The following is a 26,131-nucleotide window of genomic DNA, read 5'->3' as shown; positions in this document are numbered from 1 at the left end:
GGGGACGGCCAGGCGTCAGGCGCCGAAGACCTGGAACTCCGAGACCTGCCCGGCCGGCCAGCCGGTGTTGGCGGTGAAGGTGAGTCGTACGTAGCGGGTGGTGGCGGTGGAGGGGAGCGTGAGGGTCGCGGTGTTGCCGGTCGCCGGGTCGAAGGTGTAGCCCGCCGAGGCGAGAAGCTGGGCGAAGGTGCCGCCGTCTGTGCTGCCCTGGACGGAGATGGTCTGTGTACGGGTGGCCCAGGCGGTCGCCGGGGGGAGGCGGAGGACGATCCGTTTGACGCCGGTGGTGGCGCCCAGATCGACCTGGACCCACTGCGGGAAGGCGTAGTTGGCGGACTCCCAGTAGGTGTTGGTGTCGCCGTCGGTCGTGTTGCCCGAGGCGTATGTCTGGGTGTGGCTGCTCTCCGAGGTGGGGCGGTGAAGGGCGAGGTTGGTGGTGCTGGAAGGGGGGTCGGTGGTGACGGTGACCTGGTTGGAGGGCTGCGACACGTTTCCCGCCGCGTCGTAGGCGACGACGTCGAAGGTGTACGCCGTGGACGCGCCGAGTCCGGTCACAGTGAACGACGTGGCGCTGGTGGTGCCCATCTGTGCGCTGGTCGAGCCGGACACCTGCAGGACGCGGTAGCCGGTTACGCCGACGTTGTCGGTCGAGGCGCTCCAGGCCAGCGAGACGGAGTTGCTGGTGTGCCCGGTGATGGTCAGGGCACCCGGCGCGGCGGGCGGTGTGGTGTCGCCGCCTGTGGGGACGATCGGCTGGGTGGGGCGAGTGGCGGTCAGCGCTATCTGGCCCTTGAGCATGCGGCCGCCGTCGCCGGTCAGGCGGAGGTAGTAGTCGGAGGAGCAGGCGGTGCCGTCTTCGTCGAGGGCGAGGAAGCCGGAGTTGGTGGGCACCCATGCCTGTGTCTCGGCGGTCTTGGCGATCTGGTTGCCCTCGTTGTACTCGTCGAACATCGAGATGTAGATGCCCTGCACCCCGGCCCGGACCATGTTGTAGAACTGCCGCCACATGAAGTCGCCGTGCGCTCGCTGCCGGGCGGAAACGTCGCCAGGCAGGACGCAGGGCTGGTAGTCGATGCCGTTGGCGTTGCAGTCGGCCTGGTCGCCGACAGTGTAGGTGTTGTAGGCATTGTCGGCGTCTGTCACATTGCCGATGGCGCCGACCATCCACGGCGAGATCATGTTGAAGGCGTGGTAGACGCCGAGATAGCCGGCCCGTGAGCCCCCGGTGCCCGTCCGCCATTCGCGCGGGACGCCGCCGATGACGTAACAACCCTGGCTCTTGAACCAGTTGATGACGTCAAGGCAGGCGTCGGTGGTGAAGGGATGGTTGCTGTCGTTGAAGCCGAAGCCCCAGATGCAGACGACCGGCTTGCCGTTCTGCTTCGCGTACGCCGAGGACGCGGTGTGCGCGGACATCTTGTTCGTCCAGTCCGTCTTGATCTCGGACTGCATGTTCGTCCATCCGGTCACGTCGTACATGATGTAGAACTTCCGCCCGTACGACTCGGCGGCGCTGCGCACCTTGGTCGCCATGGCGTCGCGGGTGGGGCCCTCGCCGCCGGTGGGGTTGAAGCGTTGCAGTGCCGCGGTGTCGATGCTGTTCTGCTGCATCCACAGGAAGTGGGTGTTCACGGTCTGCTGGTCGTACGAGGAGAACAGCGTGGCCGGCTGGCCGTTGCCGAGATTCGCGTACGCCGTCTGGTAGCCGTGGGCGTACTCGCGCATGTCCGGCCAGCACTTGATGCCGGTGTTGGACGGGGAGGGCGGCTGGCCCCAGTTCTGGCTCCAGTGCCACCAGCCGTTGATGGGCGCGCCGTCACCGGTGCAGGCGAACCAGCCCTGGTAGCCGACACTGATCTTGCCGACCACGTCGCCCGCCGGGCTGGCCGCCGACGCGGTCTCGGCGAGTACGGTCTCGGTGGCTCCCACGGTTCCCATCGCGGTGGCCGCGATCGCGGCCCTTAAGAAGACTCTGCGTGTGACACCCATCTGGACTCCTCTTCGGTGGTCGGTGCCGCCGGGCGCGCTCGCGCCCGGCGGCACCATCGGGTCGGCTCAGGTGTTCCAGACCTGGAACTCCGAGATCTGACCGGCCGGCCAGCCGGTGTTCCCCGTGATGTTCACCCGGACGTATCGCTGGGTGGTCGCGGCGAACGTGATGGTGACCGTGTTGTTGGTGGTGGGGTCGAAGGTGTACGTGGCCGACGACTTTATGGTGGTGAAGGCGGAGCCGTCGGTGCTGCCCGACAGGGACAGCGTCTGGTTACGGGCACCCCAGGCTGCGGGGAGTTGGAGGACGACACGGCTGGCACTTTGCGCGGAACCGAGGTCCACCTGTACCCACTGGGGAAAGGCGTTGTTGGCACTCTCCCAGTAGGTGCCCTGGTTGCCGTCCGTAACGTTCGACGACGCGTACACGTCGGTGTGGCTGGACTCGGTGGTGGCCTTGCCGGCTGCCAGGTTCTTACTCACCGTGCCGGCACCGGTGCCGGTCAGCGCGACCGTGGTCGTACCGTTCGACGCGTTGCTGGCGATGCTGAGGTCGCCGGTGCGAGTGCCGGACGCGGTGGGCATGAACGTGACGTTCACAGTGCAGGACGCGTTCACCGCGATCGACGTCCCGCAGTTGTTGGTCTGCGAGAAGTCGCCCGTGGTGGTGATGCCGGAGACGGTCGCGGCCGCGTTGCCGGTGTTGGTCACCGTGACCGTCTGCGCACTGCTGGCGGTGTTGAGCGCCTGGCTGGGATACGTCAGCGACGTCGGGTTGGCCGACAGGGTCGCCGACGAGGAGCCGCCGCCGCTGGGGAACACCTCGAAGTCCGACAACTGACCGGCGTTCCACCCCGTGTTGGCGGTGATGTTCACCCGCACGTACCTCGCCGTGGCGGCGTTGAACGTGATGGTCGCCGTGTTGTTGTTGGAGTTCGGGTCGAAGGTGTATCCGGCCGAGGCCTTGAGCGTCGAGAAGTTCGAGCCGTCCGTGGACCCCTGCACCGACAGGGTCTGCGTGCGAGCCCCCCACGCCGTCGCCGGCGGGAGCTTGAGCACGATCTTGCCGACGCTGTAGTTCTGGCCGAGATCGACCTGGGCCCATTGCGGGAACGAACCGTTCGCGCTCTCCCAGTACGTCGAGGCGTCCGGGTCGGTGAGGTTCGAGGCGACGTACGGAGCGTTGCTCGAACTCGCCGACGCGGGTCGCCCGGCGGCGACGTTGGTGGTGCTGTCGATGCCGCTGCCGGCCAGCGAGACGGTGGTCGGGCTGTTGTTGGCGTTGCTGGTCACGGTCAGGTTGCCGGTGCGCGCTCCGCCCGCTGTGGGCTTGAACCCGACGCTCACCGTGCAGGACGCACCTACCGCGAGGGTGGAGCAGTTGTTGGTCTGGCTGAAGTCACCGGTCACCGCGACGCCGGAGACGGTCGCCGATGAGGTGCCCGAGTTCGTCACCGTCACCGTCTGCGCGGCGGCCGATGAGCCGACCACCGTACTGGCGAAGGACAGGCTCGCCGGGTCGGTGTTCAGCACCGGGCCCGGCGCGGTGCCCGTACCGGCGAGGCTGACCGTGTTGGTGATCCCGCCCGCGTCGACGGTCAGGGCCCCGCTACGGCTACCGGTCGCCGTCGGGGCGAACTTCACACTGACGGTGCACGAGCCGTTCGCCGCGATCGACGAGCCGCATGTGTTGGTCTGGGTGTAGTCGCCGCTGACGGAGATCGACGAGACGGACGCGGCAGAGCCGGTCGGGTTGGAGATCGTCACGGTCTGCGCCGCACTCGTCGAACCGGTGGGGACCGAACCGAAGTTCAGCGCGCTCGGGGTGGCCGTCACGCCTTCGGACGGGTAGGGCGGGAAGACCGGAGTCGGCCATGCGCCGCAGTACGGCGTACCGCTGATGCCTGAGTTGCCGCCGCCGTCGGTCACCGCGAAGCTGCCGACCGAGCAGCTGTACACCGGGGACGAGAAGCCGACGCCGGTCGCCGTGACATTGGTGAACTTCGCCGCTCCGCCGGTCTGCTCCTGCAGGGCGAAGGTTCCGGTGCCGGCGATGGTCACGTTGTTGAGGTCGACTCCGCTGATGGTGCCCTCGACCCACTGCACAGCCTCGTACGGACTCTGCTGGATCAGCGCGTCGGTCACGTTGATCGGGCCGGTGATCGCACCCTGGCTGCCGTCGAACCACAGTGCGCCCACCCCGAACTGCCAGTTCGGGTCGAGGCTGCCGTCCCGGACCAGGGTGTTGCCGGAGATCGTGGTGGTGCCGACCGGCGTCGAGGAGAAGCGCTGCCCCACGTGGATACCGCCACCCTGGGTGAGACCGCTGTCCACGACACGGTTGCCGCTGACGGTGTTGTCGTGGCCGCCGTAGATCGCGATGCCGTTGGCGAGGATCTGGAGCGACACGGTGTTGTTGGAGATCGTGTCGAAGGCGTCGGCTCCGATGCCGGAGTCCGCCCATGTGGCGATGCCGTCGTCACCGGTGTTGCGGATCTCGCTGTTCGTCACCTTGGAGTTGGTGACGCCGCCGTGGAAGTTGATGCCGTCCGCGGTGGTGTCACGGATGCGCATGCCGCTGAAGGTCAGGCCGTCCATCGGCCCGTCCATCCAGGCACCGACCTTCATGTGGTCGATCCACAGGCTGGAGACGGTCGAGTTGCTCATCGCGCCGCCGATGCCGTTGACCTGGGCGCTGTCATTGCGTTCCTGGACGTTGCCGAAGATCGCGAAGTTCTGCAGATGCACGTTGGTGCTCGGCGAGGGCGCGGAGTTGCCGTAGAAGCCGGGCGCGGTACCGGTGACGGTCGAATACCACATCCCGGCACCTGCGATCGTCACGTTGTTGACGCTGATGTGGCCGGGGATGTTGTACGTGCCCGGCGGTATCCACACCGTGCCGCCGGCGCCTGCCGCACTGATGGCAGCGTTGAACGCGCTGGTGGAGTCGTTCACGCCGCTCGCGTCGGCGCCCTTGGATGTCACCGACACCGACCCCGAGGGCGCGGTCAGCGCCGCGCCCACCTGCTCGAAGTCGGCGAAGTCGATGGTGTACGAGGATGCGGTGTCCTCCGCGTCCACCTGCAGCTTGAAGGTCGTACCGGCCGGATAGGTGGTGGAGAACAGGCGGTGGGCCTCGTCGAAGTAGTGGTGCGGGTTGCTGCCCGGCGTGTTGGTGAACGGGTAGCTGCCGTAGTACCAGCTGTACGCGTTGGTCAGGGTGAAGTTGGGCTGCTTGACGCCGTCGATGTACAGCGACAGCGGAGCGGTGTAGACCGAGCCGTTCGAGGTGTCGGGAATGCTGTACCGGAAGTTGATCGAGTTGGTCGCCACCGGCGTGGTGAAGGTGACGTACTTGCCGGTGCCCTGCAGCGTCGTGGCCTTGCGGTACGACGCCTCGTAGGCCAACTCGCCGCGGGTGAAGCTCGGGCCGTTCACCGTGCCGTTGGTGGGGGAGTTCTCCGCTTGCACCTCGACGTACGGCAGGCTCGCGCCGCTGCCACCAGTGGCGGTCGCGGCCCACGCCGATGGGACGGCCACAGCGAAGACGCTGCCGGCGGCCAGCAACGCGCTGCTGACCACTAAGACGAGGGCTCGCCTCAGATCTCGGATGGAATGGAACACTTATCACTCCTTTCATCACGAAATGCCGGACCTTGCCGCTGCCGCCACCAGAGAGGGAGGGACGGGGAGCAAGCGAGAACGCGAGCGATCGACGCAGTCCAGCGCACAGCAAGACACCTCGAGGACCTCATGGGCTGTGGTCGACGAAGCGGCTCGAAAGGGGGCGGGGGGAGGCAGGGAGATGGTAACGACGCACGGGGAACCGTAATATCCTTGGTATACATGCGCAATAACTAGACAGAACTTTGTAGAACCAAAAACGTTGCCTGCAAGATTCATGTGACGCCTTGAGGCTGCATTCAGCACCGGGCCGCCCAGGGTGGTTCGGACACCACGCGCCACCAACCGTGAGCCCCGTGAGCCCGGACAGCGGGTGTCTGCGTTCGACGTCCGACGACACCCCTTCGGAAGCGAGGCGATGGAACAGGGGCGACCCCTGGATGTTGTTCTGGGCCAGCCCTGCGGCGGTCCACATCGCCGGCGCGACAGGCTCGACGACGGTCCCACCGGCCCTGATCGCCGGGGGCTCGGATCCTTGCCGCGTTCACCGAGGGCATCGAGGACCGTCCGGAGGCCACCTTGGGAACATCAAGGCGGACGTTCTGGCTCACGACGTTCACGGCTTCCGGCCACACCGATTTCGTCGCGGTTGCCAAGAACTGCGACTGGCCCGAACGAGCCGAAACGGCCGCTGTCACCCCGCCGCTGTCACACCGCGGGGATGCAGTCGGCCTGTCGGCACGACCGGTCACCGGTGCCAGTCGCCGGCAACCGCCGTCTGCCGCGTCCAGGCATTGGGCATGACTCTATTGACTTGAGTGGCTCCAGAACTAAGATTGGATAAATAAAAGATTCTGCGATGAAGCGTGCAAACGACTCCGACGGCGAGCCTGCGCACTCTGGAGGCAGTGATGACCAGGAATCGATCGATGCCGACCGGCGCCGGGCACCCGGACGCCCGTCATGCCCCGGCAGCGGACGGGGATCGAGCAGAACGGGAGCCGATGGCCCGAGCTGCCACACGTCTGCGCGACGCGCAGCTTCGGGTGACGGCGCAGCGCATGGCTGTACTCGCCGCTGTCGAGGAGTTGCCCGGGCATCCCGAGGTCGAAGCCATTCGGGCGCGGGCGCAGCAGGTGACGGGTCAACTGTCGCTGCAAGCCACGTACAACGTCCTTCGTGTGCTGACGGAAGCGGGCATGATCCGCTGCACCCAGATCGCAGGCCTTCCGGCACGGTACGAACGCGAACGCAACGACAATCACCACCACTTCGTGTGCCGCCTCTGCGGTGACATCATCGATGTGGAATGCGTGGTCGGTGCGGCACCCTGCCTTGAGGTCAGTCTGCCCGCTTCCTATCGGGTCGACGAAGCTGCAGTCACCTTCTGGGGTACCTGCGAGCGCTGCGCCGCCCAGCGGCGCTGATCGCCTCGCCGACACATGGCCCGGGCGTCCCATGCCACGAGATGCGGCGACACCTGGGCCTCCTCTGCAAGCCGCGCTTGCGGGCGGCAAATCCATGAACGTCGACGGTCGACCGGATCCCGCCGCGCCGGCTGCGGTTCCCGCTGTCCCTCGCTGGCTCCCACGACTGCCGGACCTCGTCGCTTTCTGGCGCGGACTCGCAGCGACACATACGCCCCATGCCGGACTCCCTGTGGCGGAGCGACGTCCAAACGTCGCTCCGCCACAGGCGTACGTCTGGAACTGCGCGCTCTCGGCACCGGTCAGTGCTGGTTTCGTGCGCGGCCTTGCATGGCGGCACGTCGTCTTCATGGGGCGCCCTGAGGGTAATCACAGCGCCTTGGCAAAATTTTTGACTGTCTCCATTGTCTGGAGTCATTCCATAAACTAGAGTGGAGTTCAAGAAGATCCGGAATCCCAGCACCGCAGAGTTCAGCGGTAGAGGAGTAACGGACCCCAGCAGCACCACTGCGCGGTCACATGTCACCAGCGGCGCATCGACGGCGTCCATGAGGTGGGTCGCGCTCGGCGCCTCGCGAACCGGTGTCCAGTCAACACAGGACGATCATCGTGGTTACCTGCATCCGCCCAAGGTCAAAGAGTCCCGCCCTCGGCACCAGCACAGACGTCTTCCAGACCGCAGACAAGCTCGCTCGGGCCGCAGTGGCCGAACTGGCCGACTTCGTCGCCATCGAGGTGTCGGAGCCGATACTGCACGGCGACGTGTCCATACCCCGCCCTCTGCGCAGCGGCACACCGTTTCGACGTGCCGCCTTCCAGTCCAAGCCGGGAACCGACGTCAGGCCCGCGTACGCCGTGGGTGACGTGTCCCGGATCCCGCGTGCGACCCCCTACCGGCAGGCCCTCGTCGATCTGCGCCCTCGCCTCATCGCCCACCTGGTCCGCGACGGGCGGTGGCTGGTGCATGATCCTGCACGCGCACACCGCATCCGGGAGGCACGGGCCCACTCCGCCATGGTGATCCCCCTGATCGTCGGGGACGCCGTTCTCGGCCTGGTGGGCCTGTATCGGCGGGCGGAGTCCGCTCCCTTCGACGTGGACGACCTCCAGGCGGCCGTCAGGTTCGCGGACCGGGCCGCGCTGTGTCTGGACGCGGTCCGTGACCGGATCCAAGGACGTGTCCACGCCCGGTTCCTGCAGCGAAAGCTGCTTCCTGAGACGCTTCCGTCCTTCGGAGCGATCGAGGCTGCCGAAGGGGAGCTTCCGGAGGAGGGCTCGGGCGGCGAGTGGTTCGACATCATCCCACTGTCCGGTGCACGCGCGGCCCTGGTGGTGGGAGCCGCACGAGGGTGGGGCGTCGATGCCGCGGTCGGCATGAGCCAGTTGAGAGCGATGATCATCACGCTGGCCATGGAGGACCTGGCGCCGGACGAGATACTCGCGCGCCTCGACGACATGGCGATCCGCCTGGGGGAACACCTGATCTCGGGCCGGCTCCCGTCCGATGTGAAATATGCGGGCGCCAGTTGCCTCTTGGTGGTGTACGACCCCGTCACCGGGCGCTGCACCTCGTCCCGGGCCGGCGGTTCGCAGCTGGTGATCATCCACCCCGACGGTGTTGTCGGCGCGCCGGGCTTGCCCTCCCACCCGGCTCTGGGTACCGATGGGCATCCTTACGAGAGTGCCGAGGTCGACGTACCCCCAGGTACCGTCCTGCTCCTCAAGAGCGGTGGCATCGACGATGCCCACCCCGACGGCGACGCGGCCACGGAACACCTCCATGAGGTGGTGAACCGGTCCGGCCTCGACGTGCGGAAGATCATCGAGAGCGCCCGTCGCGATGTGGACCCGGGCCATGAACCGGCCCTGCTCGTGGCCCGTGCACAGGCCATGGACGCGAGGAACGTGGCAAGTCTGGCCGTACCGTCCGACCCCGCGGCCGTCGCCGCTGCCCGTGCCTGGACCCGCCGGCAGTTGGCGACATGGATGCTCGACGAACTCGCTTCCACCACCGCCTTGATCGTCAGTGAACTCGTGACCAATGCCCTCCGCTACGCGACCGGGCCGACAGAACTGCGCCTGATCAACGACGGTCACACACTCATCTGCGAAGTCTCCGACACCAACGGTGCCGTTCCCCGTCTGCACAAGGCCCGCCCGAGCGACGAGGGCGGCCGCGGGCTGTCCATCGTCTCCGAGCTCACACAGCACCAAGGGACGCGCCTCACCGCTCGCGGCAAGACCGTGTGGACCCAACAGTCCCACTCGACGTGAGGAGCTGAAGACATGGCTGTACAGGCAGAAAGGCCCATCCCGTCCCGCTGGAGCAAACTCCCATCACTCGCACGGGTGATCATCCCGAAACGACTTCCTGAGCGAATGCGGGAGAGGAGCGGCGCCTGGTCCATGCTCGCCGCCCCTCTGCTGGTGATCGCGCTGGACACGACCGCGGATCTGCTCACACCCAGCCTGCAGTTCAACCGGTTGCTCGGCGTGGCGCCGGCGCTGGCCGCCGCCATGTGGCCCGTGGCCGGCACGCTGGTCATCGGACTGCTGGCCCTGATAGCCGGCATCGCCCTCGCCGCCGGCCACCACGATCTCGGTCAGACACCCAGTGTGTTCACTGTCGTGGCGATCACGGCCATCACGCTGGCCGCTGCATACGCCAGTCGGGTACGGCAGCACCGGGAGCGCACCCTCGCTGCGGTCCGCAGCGTGGCGGAAACCGCACAGCACGCGCTGCGGCCCCCGATCCCACGCCACCTCGGGCACGTCGACATCGAGACGGTCTACCAGGCCGCTGCCGCGCATGCCCGCATCGGCGGCGACTTCTACGAGGCGCGCCGGACCCCGCACGGCGTACGGCTGATCATCGGCGATGTACGCGGCAAGGGACTTCCCGCCGTCGAAGCCGCGTCAACGATGCTCAACTCCTTCCGGGCTCACGTGCGGGATGCGCCCGATCTGCCCTTTCTGGCACACAGGTTGGAAACAAGCATGCACGAACACGTCGAAGAAGTCCTGTCCGAGGACGCGCTCGAGCGCTTCGTCACCATCGTGCTCGTCGAGATCCCCGCAGACGAGCCCATCGCCCGCCTCGTCAACTGCGGACATCCTCCGCCGCTGCTGCTCCACAACGGCGAGGCGCGCGAGGTGGAGCCCAGCGCACCCTCGCCGCCCATCAACATGGCTGCCCTTCTGGGCGACCACTACCAGCTCGACACCATCCCCTTCGGCCCGGGCGACCGCCTGCTGCTCTACACCGACGGCATCAGCGAAAGCCGCGACCTGATGGGCACCTTCTACCCCCTCGCCCAACGCATCCGCCGATGGGCCTCGGCCCCACCCCGCCAACTCCTCCACCACCTCCACCACGACATCAACGCCTACGTTCCCGGCACCCGCGACGACGACGTCGCCGCGCTCGTCGCTCACCGCGTCACACCGGGCGAACGGCGACATCTTCGCCACGTCTGACACGTTGGCACGGGCCCGGTGGCCGCGAAACCAGGCAGACACACCGACAACGCAAACGAAGCGGAAGGTAGAGGGCAGTCATGTCCGATGCCGGTTTCCTCAACGATCCATGCCAGCGGAGGCACAAGGTGACCACACAAGACGGAGGGCGTCCCCCTCTCACCACCGAGACCGGTGCGCCCGTCGCGGACAATCAGAACTCCGAGGCGGCCGGCCGCGGCGGGCCGCTGCTCGTCCAGGATCAGCAACTGTTCGAGAAGCTGGCCCGCTTCAACCGGGAGCGCATCCCGGAGCGGATCGTGCACGCGCGCGGCGCCGGGGCGTACGGCACATTCAGCGTCACAGCCGACGTGACGACGTACACCAGGGCCGCGTTCCTCTCGGAGATCGGCAAGCAGACCGAGGTTTTCGTCCGCTTCTCGACGGTGGCGGGCAGCCTCGGCTCGGCGGACGCGGTCCGGGACCCGCGCGGCTTCGCGATCAAGTTCTACACCGAGGAGGGCAATTACGACCTCATCGGCAACAACACCCCGATCTTCTTCATCAAGGATCCGAGCAAGTTCCCGGACTTCATCCACACCCAGAAGCGCGACCCCCACACCGGCTCACAAGAGCCGGACAACGTATGGGACTTCTGGGGCCTGAGCCCGGAGTCGACCCATCAGGTCACCTGGCTCTTCGGTGATCGCGGCATCCCCGCCTCGTACCGCCACATGAACGGCTACAGCTCGCACACCTACCAGTGGAACAACCGGGCCGGCCGGGCGTTCTGGGTCAAGTACCACTTCAAGACCGACCAGGGCATCAGGAACCTCGACCCCGCCGAGGCCGAGATCCTCGCGGGGAAGGACCCCGACAGTCACCAGCGCGACCTGCGCGAGGCGATCGAGCGCGGCGAGTACCCGAGCTGGACGGTCCAGGTCCAGATCATGCCTGCGGCAGACGCGACCACCTACCGCTTCAACCCCTTCGACCTCACCAAGGTCTGGCCGCACGAGGACTACCCGCCCATCGAGATCGGCAGGCTGGAGCTCAACCGCAATCCGCGGAACATCTTCGCCGAAGTCGAGCAGTCGGCCTTCTCACCCGCGCACTTCGTGCCGGGCATCGGTCCCTCCCCGGACAAGATGCTCCAGGGCCGCCTCTTCGCGTACGGCGACGCCCACCGCTACCGCGTCGGCATCAACGCCGACCAACTGCCGGTGAACCGCCCGCACGCCACCGAGGCCCGAACCTACGGCCGCGACGGGGCCTTGTACGACGGCCGGCACAGCGGCTCGAAGAACTACGAGCCGAACAGCTTCGACGGCCCGGTCCAGACCGACCGGCCGCTGTGGGCCGCCACCGCGGTCTCCGGACTCACCGGCAACCACGCCGCACCGGCACACGCCCAGGACGACGACTTCGCCCAGGCGGGCCACCTCTACCGACTGATGTCGCAGGAGGAGAAGGAGCGCCTGATCAACAACCTGGCCATCGCCTTGGCCGGCGTCTCCGCCGACCGTGACGACATCGTCGAGCGGGCGATCGACAACTTCCGCCGTGCCGATTCCGACTTCGGCAGCCGCCTGGAAGCGGGCGTGAAGGAACGACGCCGATGAGCCGGCCTTCCCCGGCCCACTACCACCGCAATCACCTGAACCCCTCATAGGAGGCAGAAATGACGTGCTACGAGTGCACCCAAGCGGGGCGGGATGACAACGCCGCCATCGGTGTATGTTCCCTTTGCGGTCTGGCCGTGTGCGCCAACCACGCGACGATCACCCCGGCTCCCGGCAAGCGCGTGATCGGCCTCGTCGTCGTGACGCGCCGCCTTGCCTGCACGACATGTTGCGGGACGCAGTCGGTCGCCTGAGAGCCGGCGCGGAGGCGCGGGCGGAGCGGTGACCTGGGCGCCTTCGCGCAGGGAGCCGTCAACGATGCGACGTTGCTGTTGGACCTGGACGGGGTGTCCGTCATCCGGGTCGAGCTGCTTGCGGACGGTACCCCGCCGGGTCCTGACCGCATGGATCGCCAAGGAGAACCTGCGCACCCTCCTCGCCCTGGCCCGCGCCGGCGCCGACCGCCACAAGTCGGCCAGCCCGCAGGAAGTTCCTGACCAGGTGCGTCGGATTCCGACAACCCCGAAGTCCGCGCCCTCGCCGCCACCGTCGACCGCTGGTGGCCCGAGAGCGCCGCGTTCATTGACACGGGTCACAGCAACGCCAGGAGCGAGGGCGTCAATCGTGTGATCAAGCTCGTCGCTCGTACCGCGTTCGGGTTCCGCAACGCCGACAGCCAGCGTCTACGGCCTGGCCGCACCGACGTCACCAGAGCAGCAATAGGGCGGCAGCGAGTGCGACGGTCAGTACGGCGCCTGCAGTCAGTGGTCCTCCGGTTCGGCTGGCGGTGAGAAGTCGTTCGTGCCTGATATCGGCTGCGGCGTTCCGGTAGCGCACTGCGGAGTAAGCCAGCCCAGCCGCTCCGACAGCCATCAGTAGAGCGCCTGCGGCCAGTGAACGGGTACGGCTGTCGTCGACGAACTTGGCCACGGCCAGCCCTAGCGCCATCACGTTTGCCGATGTGCGCAGCCATGCGAGGTAGGTGCGCTCGTTCGCCAGATGATCTCGGGCGTGGGATGGATCTGTGTCGTCCCCGGGGCGTTCCTTACCCATCACTCGCTCTCCTGCTGGAGGCCGCGGCGATGCGCATTCTGTCGCGGTCGCCGAAACCGAGCGGGATCGAAGGTGCCGCTTGGAAGAACTTCGAGCATAGTGGCGATATGGGCATATGGGGTAAACGGGGCGATATGATCGTGCACCAGGCCGAGCCCTACAACGCTGAACCACCTCCTGGCGCGCTCGTGGACCTGGTCACCCCTCTGGACACCTTCTATGGCCGCAACCATGCCCCGATCCCCCGCGTGGACGGGGCGAGCTGGCGGCTACGGGTGGACGGCACGGTCGACCGCCCGCTGGAATTGTCGCTGGACGAACTACGGCGTCGCTTCCCCGAACGGAAAGTGCTTGCCACCTTGCAGTGCGCGGGCAACCGTCGCGCCGACCTCATGGAGTTCCGCGACATACCCGGCCAGGTCCCCTGGGGCCCGGGAGCCATCTCCACGGCATGGTGGACCGGTGTGAGCTTGGCCGATGTACTGACCGAGGCAGGGCTGCAGGCGGAAGCGGCCCACATCGCCTTCACCGGTGCCGATGTGTCACAGGACACCGACCCACCACAGCCCTTTGGCGCCTCCATACCGGTGGCCAAGGCCACCTCCAGCGAGGTGCTCCTGGCCTGGGCGATGAACGATCAGGCTCTTCCTGTCGCGCACGGCGCTCCGCTGCGCGCCGTCGTCCCGGGCTACATCGGCGCCCGCAGCGTCAAATGGCTCCAGCGCATCACCGCACAGACCGAGCCGTCCGACAACTACTTCCAGTGGGAATACAGCCTCCTGCCTCCCGAGGCCGGCCCCGACGAGGCAGGACCGGGCGACGGCATCACGCTTGGGCCGGTCGTCATTCACATCGCCATCCTGCGGCCCGGCAAAGGGGCCCAGCTGCGGTCCGGACCTACCGAGGTCACCGGCGTTGCCTTCGCCGGCGACGACCGCACGGTGAAGCGCGTGGACGTGTCCGCGGACGGCGGCACCACGTGGGTCCACGCCGATCTGAACGCACCGGACAACCCATGGACGTGGCAGCACTGGCGCGCCACGCTCACCCTCCCGGCCGGGGAGACGGAAGTCCTCGCCCGCGCCTGGGACTCCGCCGCAGCCGTACAGCCCGAGTCTCCAGCGACGGTCTGGAACCCAAAGGGCTACGCCAACAACGCCTGGGGCCGCCTCCACCTCACTTGCGACCGCTGAAAGCCGGGCGGCCGGGCCGCAGATCCCGACGGCACGCCGGCGGACCCGCGGACAGGCGTCGCAGCCCCCGAGGGCTGCCCAACGTCGCCGGCGGGGCGTCGGCCGATGCCGGAGCCTGGGGGCAGGCCGACGACCGCACACGCACGCGGAGAACGGGTGGTGTGAGTCCGGTGAGGTCAGGAGGCAGAACGGCGGGGGATGCCGGCGCCGGTTGCCGGCTCCGGGCCGGATGCGGGCCTGCGTGTCCGCCGAGGTTGATCGCAGCGGGTGATGTGAGCGATCAGGTCCCGTGCTACTCCGCTCGGCGGTGCGGTCATCGCCGGCGTCGGCGCCGCGCTCGGCGCCGCCGGCTGACCCCGCTCGCAGCGCTGTCGGTCACTTCTCGATGTCCAGCACCGCCATCATGCCCCCGTCCTCGTGGTTGAGGATATGGCAGTGCAGGACGGTCTTGCCGGTGTAGTCCTTGAAGCGGATCCGGATGACGAGCCGCCCGTGGGCGGGGACGTTCGCGACATCCTGCAGGCCGTGGCTCTGGTGCGCACGGCCGTTGATGCTCATCAACTGGAAGTGATTGGTGTGCACATGGAAGGAGTGTTCCTCGTTGCTTTCGTTGACCACAGTCCACTCCTCGACTGTGTTCAGCTTGGCCCGCAGGTCCACCCGGTTCGGATCGAACTGCTTGCCGTTGATGTAGAACTTGGTGCCGGCCTCGTTCTCGGAGAACACGACAGTGCGCCGCACGGCGATCTCCTCGTGGGCCAGATCCACGGTCGGCGCGAAGGAAGAGGTGGGCAGCGTCGCCGGTCGCGCGGAAGGCCCTGCGGAGACCAGGGTGGCCAAGGTCGCCTGCGGGAAGGAATTGCCGCCCGGCCCGGTCTGGTACGGGAGCGTCTCCAACTCGGTGCGGCCGGCCGGACCGCCCTGCACCAGCACGTCGAAGCGTGCCCCAGCCGCGAGGAGCAGCGAGTCGGCCGTCCAGATGCGGTCGACAGGTGTGCCGTCATGCGCGATCACATGGAACTTCTGGCCCCGCAGGCGGACCTTGTAATAGATGTTGGCGCTGATGTTGGCCAGCCGCCACAACTGGGTCTCACCCGGCCGGATGCCGATAACCGGATTCAGCTGGCCGTTGACCGTGCGATGGGTCGGCGCACCGATGTGCAGACCCTGGGTCTTGATCGCATCGCCCTGGACCTGGAAGTCCTTGAGCGCGATGACGTGATCGGTGATGTGGCGCAGATCCGCCGGAAGGTACTGCTGCAGGCCGTCGACGATGATGATGCCCGACATGCCACCGGCGACCTGCGGCGCGGAAGTGTGGTGAGGGTGCGGGTGGTACCAGTAGGTACCGGCGCGCAGCGTCTTGGGGAACCGGTAGGAATAGCGGAACGTCTCGCCCGGATGGATGTGCAGGAAGATGTTGTCGGCGTCGCCGCTCGGTGACACATGGAGACCGTGCACATGCAGGTTGGTCTCCTCGTTGAGCGTGTTCTTGTAGGCCAGCTCCATCTTGTCCCCCGGCCGGATCCGCAGCGTGGGCGGCATGTAGCTGCCGTTGTAGGTGAGTGCCCAAAACGCGTGGCCGCCGAGGTTCACGCGCCGTCTCTCCACGACGATGTCCGCCCGCAGCAGCCCGTTGTGGCTGACCAGTTGCGCCGGTTCCCGCAGCGGAGCACCCGCGGCGAACGAGGGCTCCGGCGACGGCGACGACCGGGACGGGGCGCTCGTGCAGCCGCTCATCAGGGCGCCGAAGGCAAGGATCAGCGCCATGGTGATGAGAGGAAGCGTGCAACGGGATCGCATGACGTCTCCGGTGATGGGCATCCAGGGCTCGCCTGGCTGGCCACCACGAAAGCCCATGGGGAAGCCATCCGCGCTCCCGGCTGACCCGTTCTGACCCGTTCGGGCGACGCTCTGCACCCCGATGCCACCAGGAATGCGATGACACAGACCTCCGCAACAGCGACCACCACGTCCGCACCATGTTTGCTCGCACCAGATCCGATCTCCTTCGGGGTCGCCCACGACCGAGCCGGGGCAGTCGGATCGCCCCCGATCCCCGCCCAGGTGCCGTCGCGCTACCGGGCAGCCGTCGGGGGCGGGCCGCGCCCCAGGCGACGGCGTACACGAGGCCGCAGGGCGCCGACTTCTTCGAAACCGCCCAGGCCTACGGGTTCGGCCGCTCTGAGCGGCCGCTCGAAGTGGCAGTGACATTCGAACTGGCTCGGCCCGGAGTCGGCCGTGAGGTGCAGCCGCTTCTCGTTGTGAAGGCCTTCGCCCAGCACAAGCGAGTCTTCCCCTTCCCCGCCACCCACTGCATCGACGAGGACGACCGCGGTGGCCGCAAGGATGGTGCTCGTCCTCACGGTGGCACCACTGCTGATGGCGGGGGCTCGTCCGGCTCCCCGGCGCCCCAGAACAGCGGGCAGGAGACTCAGGGTCAGGGGAGCGCCAATCCCTCTGATCCGCGTGACGCCAGAGCAGCCGGCTGGAGCGTCGGCCTGCTGAGCGGGAAGCACATCATCTTCGCGGCCGGCGGTCTGCTGATGATTCTGGGAACGTTGGCGTTGGCCTGGCTTCGTCGGCGTCGTTCTGCCGAGTGAGACTCGGCCGGAAGAGGAAGCGGCACCTGGCGGCGGTCCCGTCGGCCGACACATCGGTCAGGAGCGATTGGGTCGGTGTTTCGGCCCGCGAGGCGGCGTTCCCTTGAGGTCACCCCCATCCTGACCGGGGTCAAAAGGGCCGGTCTGGTCCGACCCGGCAGCCTGTGAGGCGATCGCGCGTCCTGCTCGCCGACCTCGGCATCCCGGCCACCGCATGATCCGGATCAGGCGCTGATCAGTGAGGACGGGGTGATCGGTTTCGTCCTTGACAGGGCTTGTCCTTGTCCGTTGTCCGCAGCCGAACGGACGTGAGGTCCTGCCTACCCGGAACCTGTGATCGGCTCAGAGACTGCCCGGGCGGACCAGGCCGGTCCTCTTCACCCCGGTCAGGATGGGGGTGACCTCGGTGGTGGTGATGTGTGTGAGGGCGCCGATGACGTCGCTCATGAAGTGGTAGAGCGCGTCGAGGTCGGCTGCAGCGACGGCCACGAGGAGGTTGGCCGAGCCGGTGGTGGCGGAAGCGAAGCGGACCTGTGGGTGGCGGCTGAGCTGCTGGCCCGTCTCCTCCAGGCCGCCGGGGGCGACGGTGATCCACAGAAGTGCCTCGGTCCGGACGCCCAGCCGGGCGAGATCGACTTCGGTCGCGAGCCTGAGGACCTGGCCGCCCACCAGTGCCTCTACCCGGCGGCGAGCGGTGAGGGCGGTGGTGTCGGCGCGGCGGGCGAGGTCGGTGTAGGAGGCTCGGCCGTCCTCGGTCAGTGCGGTGATCAGCTGGTGGTCGAGGGGCTGGAGGACGGGGCGGGTGGGTGCCGCGGGGATGTCGGGCCGCAGGCTGGTCAGTTCGGTCTGCGTCAGCAGGCCGCCGCTCCAGTCGAAGGCGGCCGGGAAGACCCGGAGCAGGACGTGTGAGGTCCAGGACTGGACCGCGGGGGTGGCGGGCAGGTCGCGTAGCAGCAGGTTGTTGCGGGCGTCCGGTCCGTCCAGGAACAGGATGGTGCAGATCTCGTCGCCGCCGCCGAGGACGTCGACCCAGATGGTGTCGGGGCGGCGGGCGAGGGTGGCGGCGATGGCGCTGATCCGGTTGGGCCGGCAGCGGATGCGCAGGGCCAGCGGAATCAGCTCGGGGAAGTGCACGGGATTGCGTACGGCCGTGGCCCGCAGCGTCCCATCGCCGAACAGCGGTGCCGCCCTGCGTACGACAGTGCGCTCCGAGATGCCCAGGACCCGGCCGACCGTGCGCCACGAGGCACGCGGAGCGGCCAGCATCGCGGCGGCGATCCGACTGTCCGTTTCATTCAACAGATGGCGCACTCTCTCCATAGATCAAGATCTTATGTCCTTTTTTCTCGATTCAGATGGTCATTTCTGGCTCAGATTCTCACCTCGGCCTAGAAACGTCTCAGAGCAATCGAGACGAGAGAGCAGGTGAGCACGATGGCCGCAGGTATCGAGCACGCGGTGGTGGACACCGACCGGGGCAAGGTCAGGGGAGTCGCGGAGGGCGAGGCGGTTTCCTTCCGGGGTATTCCGTACGCCGCGTCGCCGGTCGGAGAGCTGCGGTTCGCGCCGCCGCGGCCGCACCCGGGCTGGACGGACGTGCGGGACGCGGCCAAGGCCGGCCCGTCCGTGCCGCAGGCGGCCTCCCGGCTGGAGAAGGTGCAGGGGCAGCGCGTGCCGGACTGGAACGAGGACGGCAGCCTGACCGTCAACGTCTTCACTCCGCGCCGGGCGCTGGAGGACGGCGCCGCCCGCCCGGTGCTGGTCTGGTGGCACGGCGGCGGCTTCACCAGCGGTTCCGGCGGCTGGGACTGGTACGACGGCGGCCGCCTCGCCGTACTGGGCGACATCGTGGTCGTCACCGCCAACTACCGGGTGGGGCCGCTGGGTTACCTCTACCTGCCCGAGATCGGCGCGGCCAATCTCGGTCCCCAGGACCAGGCCGCCGTGCTGTCCTGGGTGCAGAACAACATCGCCTTCTTCGGCGGCGACCCGCGTACGGTCACAGTCGGCGGGCAGTCCGCCGGAGCGTACTCGGCCCTGTCGCTCGCGCTCGACCCGGCGACGAACGGATCCGTCACCCGGGTGCTGCTGCAGAGCGGTCCCTTCGGCCTGAACCCGCAGGATCCGCACCAGGCCGCCGAGAACGCCGACGCCTACCTGCGCCTGCTGGGTATCCCGGCCGGCACGGACACCGCGAAGGCCCTGCGCGCCCTGCCGGCCGAGCAGTTGCTGGACGCCTACGGCCGCCTGTCCGCCCAGCTCGCGGCTCCGGGCAACGCGGCTCCGCCGATGTATCCGGTCCTCGGTGCCCCCGGCATGCCCCGCACCCGGCAACAGGCACTCGCCGAAGGCGCTCTGGAGGGCAAGCCGCTGCTGATCGGCACCACCCGCGACGAAGCGACGGCCTTCTTCGCCTTCGATCCCCGCATCCAGAACCTCACCACCGAAACCGCCCTGGACGTCCTCACCGCCCAGGTCGGCCGACAGACCGCCCTGGACGTCTACCAGCAGCACGCCGCCCGCCTCCCGCAGGCGACACCGGCGCAGATCTTCACCTCGGTGCAGACCGACGGCCTCTTCCGCGACGGCTCGCTGGAGATCGCCGACCATCACGCGGCCGGCGGCAACACCACCTACGTCTACCAGTTCGACTACGCCCCCGCCGAGGACCCGTACGCCCTGGGCGCCACCCACTGCGCCGAACTGCCCTTCCTCTTCAACACCTTCGACGCCTACCCCGGCAGTCCCGTCCTCGCCGGCGCCGCCGAGGCCCAGCGCGCCCTGGGCCTCGAATTCGCGACCGCCGTCGCCGAGTTCGTCACCACCGGAACGACCAGCGACTGGCTTCCCTACGCCCCCGCGACCGCGGCCCGTATCCGCCACTTCGGCTGAGAGAGGAGACCGTCATGAAGCACATCTTCCGCAAGCCGACCATGCCTCACTGGGCCGAGTTCCTCACCTTGCTGGTCACCATCTACTCCTCGGACCGGCTGTACTCCCTGACCATCGCCGACCGCTTCGCGAACTGGAACCAGTGGGTGCGCCCATTCCCCTTCACTCTGGCCTCCATCGCGCTGCTCGTCTTCTTCGTGATGCCGGGCGCCGGCCGGCTCTGGAAGACCCTGTACGCGAAGGCCCTGCACACGGCCGCCGCCCACTGAACCCCGCCGATGGCCGGCGCCCCGCACCCGTGGGACGCCGGCCATCGCGTCTTCACAGCGGTAAGAACTCAGGCGTCTATGTTCACCACCGCTGCCACACCGCACTCGGCGGCCAACCGCCGATCAGCCGCGTCAACAACGCTTCAGGTCAATACAGCTAGCTGCGCGGCCGGGGCGTGAACCCGGCCTTCTCGTAGGCGGTGTCGATGAGCCGCATCGTCGCCAGTGCCTCGTCCGCGTCGAGGGAAGCGAGAGGGGGGTACCCCCGGTCGGAGTCCGTGGGAGGCAGCGGTTGTTCGTCCCGCACCCGGGCCGCGAACGCCTCGAGCTGGTAGGTGTACGAGGACCTGCGTCCCAGCTCCTCCGTCCGTTCGCCGCCGTCCGTGCGCACCACGACCCGGTCGTCCTGGTGCGGCAGTACGAAGTCGAGCGCTGTGGCCTCACCCCGGGTGCCGACCAGCCGGCACGTCGCCTGCCAGGTGCCGTGCACCATGGAACTGCGCGCGGTTCCGGTGGCGCCGCCGGGGAAGGCCAGCTCCGCGTCCAGCCAGGCGTCGACGCCCGGAGCCTGCGGCCGTTCCCCACCGCGCGCCGAGACCACCTCGGGGGCGCCGCCGGCCCACGGAGCGAGCATCCGCTGGGCATGCAGGGCGTAGCAGCCCAGGTCCATCACGGCGCCGCCGGCCAGCGCGAGTGACCAGCGCACGTCGTCGTCCGGCGGCGGGGGCATGGCCACCACGGTCTCCACGTGCCGCAGGTGGCCGAGTTCCCCGGAGGCGAGCAGTTCGTGCAGCCGCCGGGTGACCGGGTGGAAGAGGTAGTGGAAGCCCTCCATGAACACCGTGCCCGCCGTCGACGCGGCGTCGCGCACCTCGGCCGCCTCCTCGGCGTTGCTCGCGGACGGCTTCTCGGTCAGCACATGCTTGCCCGCCTTCAGCGCCGCCAGGTTCCAGGGGCCGTGCAGGCCGTTGGCGAGCGGGTTGTAGACGACGTCGACCTCGGGGTCGGCGACGAGATCGGCGTACGAGCCGACGACCCGCTCCACGCAGTGGGCGTCGGCGAACGCCTGCGCCCGGGCCCGGTCACGGGCGGCCACCGCGACGAGACGGTGTCCGCCCGCGCGGGCCGGGGCCACGAGCGCGAACTCGGTGATGCGGGCCGCTCCCAGCAGCCCGATCCGCAGCGATTCGCCCATGCCTCACTTCACCTCGTCCATGCCGTGGCGCACCTCGTCCATCCGCACCGGTCGGTGCTCCGCCAGCGACAACGTGCAGGCTTCGGCGACCCAGCTCGCCTCGATGGCGTCGGCCACCGTACACGGTGAGGGCCTCGTGCCCGCCACCACCTCGGTGAACGCGGCGAGTTCGGCGCGGTAGGCGTCCGCGAAGCGGTCCATGAAGAAGTGGTGCGGGGCACCGCCCGGGAAGATGGCGCCCGGTTCGACGGACCGCAGCGGCAGCTTGTCCTCCAGGCCCACGGCGATGCTGTCCTTCATGCCGTGCAGCTCCAGGCGTACGTCGTAGCCGCGCGCGTTGTGCCGGGAGTTGGAGATCACCGCCAGGGTGCCGTCGTCCAGAGTGAGGAGCGCGGAGGCGGTGTCGACGTCGCCGGCGGCCGCGATGTACTCCGCGCCGCGGTTGCCGCCGGCCGCGTACACCTCGGTGACCTCTCGCCCGGTCACCCAGCGCACGATGTCGAAGTCGTGCACGGAGCAGTCGCGGAAGATGCCCCCGGAGACCGCGATGTAAGCCTCCGGCGGCGGCGCCGGGTCCAGGGTGGTGGAACGCACGGTGTGCAGCGGGCCGAGTTCACCGGCGAGGACCGCCTCGCGCGCGGCGGCACAGCCCGCGTCGAAACGCCGGTTGTAGCCGATGTGCACCTCGACGCCGCTGTCCCGCACGGCGCGCAGCACGCTCAGGCTCTCCTCGACGGTCTTCGCCACCGGCTTCTCGCAGAAGACGGGGACGCCCGCCTCGACGGCGGCGAGGATCAGCGCCGGGTGGGCGTCCGTGGCGGCGGCGATCACGACGCCGTCGACCCCGGCGGCGAAGAGCGCCTCGGGAGAGTCGACCGCCCTCGCCCCGAAGCGCTCCGCCGCCGACGCGGTGGCAGCGGCCACGGGATCGGTGACCACCAGGGAGTCCACCGCGTCCAGTGCGGCGAGGGTGGCGGCGTGGAAGGCGCCGATCCGGCCGAGGCCCAGGATGCCGATGGGCATGGGAAGTTGCTCCAATGAACGAGGGGTGACGTGGGTGTCATGGGTGGAAGGTGACGGGGTGAGAATTCAGTCGAGTCCGCCGAAGACGATCTGGTCCCAGTCGATCACCGAACCGGTCACCACGCCGCTGCGGTCGGAGAGCAGGAAGACGGCGAAGTCGGCGATCTCGTCGACCTGCCCGAGCCTGCCCATGGGCACGGTCTCGGCCGCCTTCTCACGCCAGTCGTCCCCGGCGCCGTGGAAGGCGCGCTGGATCGCGTCCTCGCCCTCGGTGTCCGTCCAGCCGATGTTCAGTCCGTTGATCCGGATGCGGTCCCAGCGGTGCGCGTGCGCGGCGTTGCGGGTGAGCCCCACCAGACCGGCCTTGGCGGCGACGTACGGGGCGAGGAACGGCTGCCCGCCGTGGGCAGAGGAAGTGATGATGTTGACGATGGTGCCGGGCGCCCCGCGGTCCACCATGTTCCGCACGGCCGCCTGCATCGCGAAGAACGGCGCCCGCAGGTTGATCGCGACGTGCGCGTCGAAGAGTTCCGGCGTGGTGTCCAGCAGCGAACCCCGCGAGGTCAGCCCGGCCGCGTTCACCAGGCAGTCGATCCTGCCGCACAGGTCCACGACCTGTTCCACGCTGCCGCGCGCCTCGGCAGGATCCGCCAGGTCCGCCCGTACGAAGACGGCGCCGGTCTCCTTCGCGAACTCCTCGCCGGCGTCGGCCCGGCGCCCGGTGAAGACCACTCGCGCCCCTTCACGCAGGGCCGCCCGGACGATACCGGCGCCGACACCCTGGCTCCCGCCGTTGACGAGGACGACCTTGTCCCGAAGCAATCCCATGTGATTTCCCGTCAGATCCGGCGGCGCTCGGCGCCCGCCCGCAGTTCCTGCCGCAGCCGCTCCGGGCTCCATTCCTCGGCCACGGCCCGCCACACCGTGTCCGCCTGCGAAGGCGGTGCCAGCCCGTCGACCGGCGGGTCCAGGTCCAGATTGGTCGGGAACGGATAGCCCTCGGCGCAGGCGGCGACCACCCGGCGCAGCCAGTCCTCGTCGGCACCCTCGGCCTTGCGCCTCAGCAGCACCGGATAGACCGCGTTCGACACCGCCTCACGGTCGACGGTCTCCATGGCGCGGCCGAAGGCGGAGGAGATCTGCAACAGGTTCGCCATCCGCCGGATGTCCGCCGACCTGTTGTGCCCGGCGGCGTGGAAGAGCGCGGGGTTGAAGAAGACCGCGTCGCCCTTCTGAAGGGGCAGCTGGACGTGGTGCTCCTCGAAGTACGCGACGAACTCCGGCCGCCGCCAGGCCAGATAGCCGGGCTCGTACTTCTGCGAGTGCGGCAGATACAGCGTGGGTCCCGACTCCACGGGCATGTCGCAGTGCGCCACCGCGCCCTGCAGGGTCAGCACGGGGGAGAGCCGGTGGACGTGGGCCGGGTAGCGGGCCGCCTGCTCCTGGCGCAGGAACCCGAGGTGGTAGTCGCGGTGCACGCTCTGCGCCGCGCCGCCCGGGTTGACCTGGTTGATCTGCGAGGTGATCTGGTAGCCGGGGCCGAGCCAGGCCCCGGCGATCAGCGCCAGCATGTCGTTGCCGTAGTAGTCGGCGAACGTCACCGGGTCGTGGGCGGCCATCTTGTCGAGCGCGTTCCACACCCGGTCGTTGGCGCCGGGCTTGGCGAAGTGGTCACCGCGGGCGGTGCCCGCCGCGCGCTCCCGCTCGATCAACGCGGCGAAGACGGCGCTCGCACGGTCCACCACATCGAGGTCGGGGAACGCGCGCCTGAGCACCACGATCCCGGGACCGTCCAGCAGGGCACGCACCCACTCCGTCCGTACCTGCTCCGCCCCGGCGGCCCGCAGCCGGTCGCTGTCGTACACGAGGACGTTCTGCTCGACCCCGTCGGCGAGCGGGTATTCGGCCGGATCGGTGCGCTCGTCGACCAGGGAACGGAAGGCGTCGAGGTCGCAGTCCTCCTCGCGCAGCCAGATCCCGGGTCCCGCGGTGGTGAGAGACATCGCGGAGTCCTTTCGCAGTGGCGTCGTTGCGGCCAGTCTTGTGAACCCGGGCCCCTCAATCAACAATCAGGAGACCATCAAAAAACCATCATCACAGCCGTCCACCTGCCTCCAGCACCTCCTCCACTTCCGGGAACAGCCATGGGACACCCGTACACGGTCCGCGAGATCGCCCGTCAGGCCGGACTGAGCCAGGCCACCGTCGACCGCGTCCTCAACCACCGGGGCGGAGTACGGGAGAGCACGGCGCGCGAGGTGCACCAGGCGATCAGGGACCTGGACCGGCAGCGGACACAGGTCCGCATCGGCGGCCGCACTTTCATGATCGACATAGTGATGCAGACCCCGGCACGGTTCTCCACCGCGGTGCGCGACGCCCTGGAGGCCGAACTGCCCTCCCTGCACCCGGCGGTCGTCCGCTCCCGCTTCCACTTCCGCGAGACCTGCCCGCCCGCGGAGCTCGTCCGCGTTCTCGACCGGATCGCCCGGCGCGGCACCCAGGGCGTGATCCTGAAGGCCCCGGACCTGCCCGAGATCACGGACGCCGTCGGCCGGCTGGTGGCGGCCGGGATCCCCGTGGTCACCCTGGTGACGGACCTGCCGGGCAGTGCACGCCGCGCCTACGTCGGCATCGACAACCGCGCCGCGGGAGCCACCGCCGCGTACCTCCTCGACCAGTGGCTGGGGGACCGCCCGGGCCATGTGCTGGTCACCATCAGCCGGGGCTTCTTCCGCGGCGAGGAGGAACGTGAGATGGGCTTCCGCGGCACGCTCCGGATGACCTGCCCCGACCGCACCGTGGTCGAGGTCACCGACAGCGACGGCCTGGACGCCACCCAGCGGGACCTGGTCCTGGCCGCGCTGGAACAGGACCCGGACATCAACGCCGTCTACTCCATCGGCGGCGGCAACGCGGCCACCGTGGAAGCCTTCGCGGCACTCGGCCGAGCCCCGGCCGTCTTCATCGCGCACGACCTCGACCAGGACAACACGCGCCTGCTGCGGGAACGCCGCATCTCCGCCGTCCTCCACCACGACCTGCGCCAGGACATGCGCCACGCCTGCCAGTCGGTCATGCGGGCGCACGGCGCGCTCCCCGAGGAACCCCTTCCTCCCTCGCCGATCCAGGTGGTCACGCCGTTCAACCTGCCGCCCCGGGTGGTGACGGAGGGGTGATCGGGCCGGGCGGACCCCAGAACTGGCATCGGGCACCATAAACCTCAAAGATCACGTAACATCCAGATCGGAAATCGACCAACTGTCGCAGTCACCCGCCCAGTTGGAGACTTACTCCACGCCTCGACCAAGGGTGACCGCGCAAGGGGGAAGGAAGAAAACCGATGAAGTCATCCGGTCTCCGGCGACGCCTCGCCGGGACAGCGGCCACCGCTGTCATGGTCGGTGCGGGCGTCCTGGCGGGCGCGCCTTCGGCGGCTGCGAAGGCCAACCTGCTGGCCATCGACAAGGTGTCGTTCCACGCTCCGGGCCTGCAGGTGAAGGTCACCTACTCCTGCGACGTCGGCATGGACCACGAGCTCGTGGCCAACGCGACGGCGCTCGGCCGGGGCGGCCACGACGAGTCGATCGCCGCGGGCACCATCAAGAAGGACAAGCTCGTCTGCGACTACGACAGTCACATCGCGCAGGTCACACTGCGCCCGGCCGCGGGTTCGCACTTCGCGAAGGGAGACAAGGTGCAGGTCACCGTCTTCTACTTCGACACTGACGGGTTCAGCTACGCCCGCCAGGAGACCGTCGCCGTTCTGTGACGCGGCATTCGCC

General features: G+C 68.5%; 20 protein-coding genes and 1 pseudogene. 12 read left to right on the top strand and 9 right to left on the bottom strand.

Annotated elements, in window-relative coordinates; translation table 11 throughout:
* Positions 1 to 15: 15 nt before the first annotated feature.
* Positions 16 to 1,989: a discoidin domain-containing protein gene (locus ACFYZE_RS19300; protein WP_388995102.1), complete on the bottom strand. Its 1,974-nt coding sequence runs from the start codon at positions 1,987 to 1,989 to the stop codon at positions 16 to 18.
* A gap of 66 nt (positions 1,990 to 2,055) precedes the next feature.
* Complete coding sequence (locus ACFYZE_RS19295; protein ID WP_388995099.1) at positions 2,056 to 5,529, bottom strand: choice-of-anchor D domain-containing protein; 3,474 nt, start codon at positions 5,527 to 5,529, stop codon at positions 2,056 to 2,058.
* Positions 5,530 to 6,542: 1,013 nt separating this feature from the next.
* Between ACFYZE_RS19295 and ACFYZE_RS19290 the strand changes: the two genes are divergently transcribed.
* The 6 genes and pseudogenes from ACFYZE_RS19290 to ACFYZE_RS19265 all read left to right on the top strand — a co-directional run.
* Complete coding sequence (locus ACFYZE_RS19290) at positions 6,543 to 7,040, top strand: Fur family transcriptional regulator (protein WP_388995096.1); 498 nt, start codon at positions 6,543 to 6,545, stop codon at positions 7,038 to 7,040.
* A gap of 702 nt (positions 7,041 to 7,742) precedes the next feature.
* The gene (locus tag ACFYZE_RS19285; RefSeq protein ID WP_388995093.1) at positions 7,743 to 9,314 is read left to right on the top strand and encodes a SpoIIE family protein phosphatase; all 1,572 of its coding nucleotides are present in this window, start codon (positions 7,743 to 7,745) and stop codon (positions 9,312 to 9,314) included.
* 132 nt (positions 9,315 to 9,446) lie between these two features.
* Positions 9,447 to 10,517 (top strand): PP2C family protein-serine/threonine phosphatase, encoded by a 1,071-nt coding sequence (locus ACFYZE_RS19280; RefSeq protein ID WP_388995090.1) that lies wholly within the window; start codon positions 9,447 to 9,449, stop codon positions 10,515 to 10,517.
* A 128-nt stretch (positions 10,518 to 10,645) separates the two neighbouring features.
* Positions 10,646 to 12,118, top strand: coding sequence for a catalase (locus tag ACFYZE_RS19275; RefSeq protein WP_388995088.1), 1,473 nt, complete (start codon positions 10,646 to 10,648; stop codon positions 12,116 to 12,118).
* Positions 12,119 to 12,177: 59 nt separating this feature from the next.
* On the top strand, positions 12,178 to 12,372 hold the full coding sequence (locus tag ACFYZE_RS19270; protein WP_388995085.1) for a DUF2180 family protein: 195 nt from the start codon (positions 12,178 to 12,180) through the stop codon (positions 12,370 to 12,372).
* 264 nt (positions 12,373 to 12,636) lie between these two features.
* Positions 12,637 to 12,909, top strand: a pseudogene (locus ACFYZE_RS19265) (transposase); the annotation flags it as partial.
* On the opposite strand, the gene ACFYZE_RS19260 reads toward ACFYZE_RS19265, so the two are convergent.
* Positions 12,824 to 13,171, bottom strand: a complete 348-nt coding sequence (locus ACFYZE_RS19260; protein ID WP_388995082.1) for a YidH family protein — start codon at positions 13,169 to 13,171, stop codon at positions 12,824 to 12,826. The pseudogene ACFYZE_RS19265 and the gene ACFYZE_RS19260 overlap by 86 nt on opposite strands.
* Positions 13,172 to 13,200: 29 nt before the next feature.
* Here ACFYZE_RS19260 and ACFYZE_RS19255 point away from each other — a divergent pair, with 29 nt between their 5' ends.
* Positions 13,201 to 14,364: a sulfite oxidase gene (locus tag ACFYZE_RS19255; RefSeq protein ID WP_388995079.1), complete on the top strand. Its 1,164-nt coding sequence runs from the start codon at positions 13,201 to 13,203 to the stop codon at positions 14,362 to 14,364.
* A 375-nt stretch (positions 14,365 to 14,739) separates the two neighbouring features.
* Here ACFYZE_RS19255 and ACFYZE_RS19250 read toward each other — a convergent pair whose 3' ends face one another.
* Complete coding sequence (locus tag ACFYZE_RS19250; RefSeq protein WP_388995076.1) at positions 14,740 to 16,284, bottom strand: multicopper oxidase family protein; 1,545 nt, start codon at positions 16,282 to 16,284, stop codon at positions 14,740 to 14,742.
* Between the two features lie 287 nt (positions 16,285 to 16,571).
* Here ACFYZE_RS19250 and ACFYZE_RS19245 point away from each other — a divergent pair, with 287 nt between their 5' ends.
* A complete protein-coding gene (locus ACFYZE_RS19245; protein ID WP_388995073.1) occupies positions 16,572 to 16,967 on the top strand; it encodes a hypothetical protein in 396 nt (131 codons plus the stop codon).
* A gap of 342 nt (positions 16,968 to 17,309) precedes the next feature.
* Here ACFYZE_RS19245 and ACFYZE_RS19240 read toward each other — a convergent pair whose 3' ends face one another.
* On the bottom strand, positions 17,310 to 18,287 hold the full coding sequence (locus tag ACFYZE_RS19240) for an Lrp/AsnC ligand binding domain-containing protein (RefSeq protein ID WP_388995070.1): 978 nt from the start codon (positions 18,285 to 18,287) through the stop codon (positions 17,310 to 17,312).
* 114 nt (positions 18,288 to 18,401) lie between these two features.
* On the opposite strand from ACFYZE_RS19240, the gene ACFYZE_RS19235 reads away from it, so the two are divergent.
* Both ACFYZE_RS19235 and ACFYZE_RS19230 read left to right on the top strand, forming a co-directional pair.
* Positions 18,402 to 19,859 carry a carboxylesterase/lipase family protein gene (locus tag ACFYZE_RS19235; protein ID WP_388995067.1) on the top strand — a complete coding sequence of 486 codons (1,458 nt, stop codon included), beginning with the start codon at positions 18,402 to 18,404 and terminating at the stop codon, positions 19,857 to 19,859.
* Positions 19,860 to 19,873: 14 nt separating this feature from the next.
* Positions 19,874 to 20,128: a hypothetical protein gene (locus ACFYZE_RS19230; RefSeq protein WP_388995064.1), complete on the top strand. Its 255-nt coding sequence runs from the start codon at positions 19,874 to 19,876 to the stop codon at positions 20,126 to 20,128.
* 157 nt (positions 20,129 to 20,285) lie between these two features.
* Here the strand turns inward: ACFYZE_RS19230 and ACFYZE_RS19225 are convergent, their stop codons facing one another.
* From ACFYZE_RS19225 to ACFYZE_RS19210, 4 genes are all read right to left on the bottom strand, one after another.
* Positions 20,286 to 21,323, bottom strand: a complete 1,038-nt coding sequence (locus ACFYZE_RS19225; RefSeq protein WP_388995061.1) for a Gfo/Idh/MocA family protein — start codon at positions 21,321 to 21,323, stop codon at positions 20,286 to 20,288.
* Between the two features lie 3 nt (positions 21,324 to 21,326).
* The gene (locus tag ACFYZE_RS19220; RefSeq protein ID WP_388995058.1) at positions 21,327 to 22,346 is read right to left on the bottom strand and encodes a Gfo/Idh/MocA family oxidoreductase; all 1,020 of its coding nucleotides are present in this window, start codon (positions 22,344 to 22,346) and stop codon (positions 21,327 to 21,329) included.
* 66 nt (positions 22,347 to 22,412) lie between these two features.
* A complete protein-coding gene (locus tag ACFYZE_RS19215; RefSeq protein WP_388995055.1) occupies positions 22,413 to 23,174 on the bottom strand; it encodes an SDR family oxidoreductase in 762 nt (253 codons plus the stop codon).
* A gap of 11 nt (positions 23,175 to 23,185) precedes the next feature.
* Positions 23,186 to 24,349 (bottom strand): phytanoyl-CoA dioxygenase family protein, encoded by a 1,164-nt coding sequence (locus ACFYZE_RS19210; RefSeq protein WP_388995053.1) that lies wholly within the window; start codon positions 24,347 to 24,349, stop codon positions 23,186 to 23,188.
* A 141-nt stretch (positions 24,350 to 24,490) separates the two neighbouring features.
* Here ACFYZE_RS19210 and ACFYZE_RS19205 point away from each other — a divergent pair, with 141 nt between their 5' ends.
* Both ACFYZE_RS19205 and ACFYZE_RS19200 read left to right on the top strand, forming a co-directional pair.
* A complete protein-coding gene (locus tag ACFYZE_RS19205) occupies positions 24,491 to 25,525 on the top strand; it encodes a LacI family DNA-binding transcriptional regulator (RefSeq protein ID WP_388995051.1) in 1,035 nt (344 codons plus the stop codon).
* A 164-nt stretch (positions 25,526 to 25,689) separates the two neighbouring features.
* A complete protein-coding gene (locus ACFYZE_RS19200) occupies positions 25,690 to 26,118 on the top strand; it encodes a hypothetical protein (protein WP_388995048.1) in 429 nt (142 codons plus the stop codon).
* Positions 26,119 to 26,131: the final 13 nt, after the last annotated feature.

Source organism: Streptomyces sp. NPDC001796, from assembly GCF_042892355.1.
In the GTDB taxonomy this organism is placed as follows: Bacteria; Actinomycetota; Actinomycetes; order Streptomycetales; family Streptomycetaceae; genus Streptomyces.
Note: the sequence above shows the minus strand (reverse complement) of the source record. Positions and strands in the feature narration are given on the sequence as shown.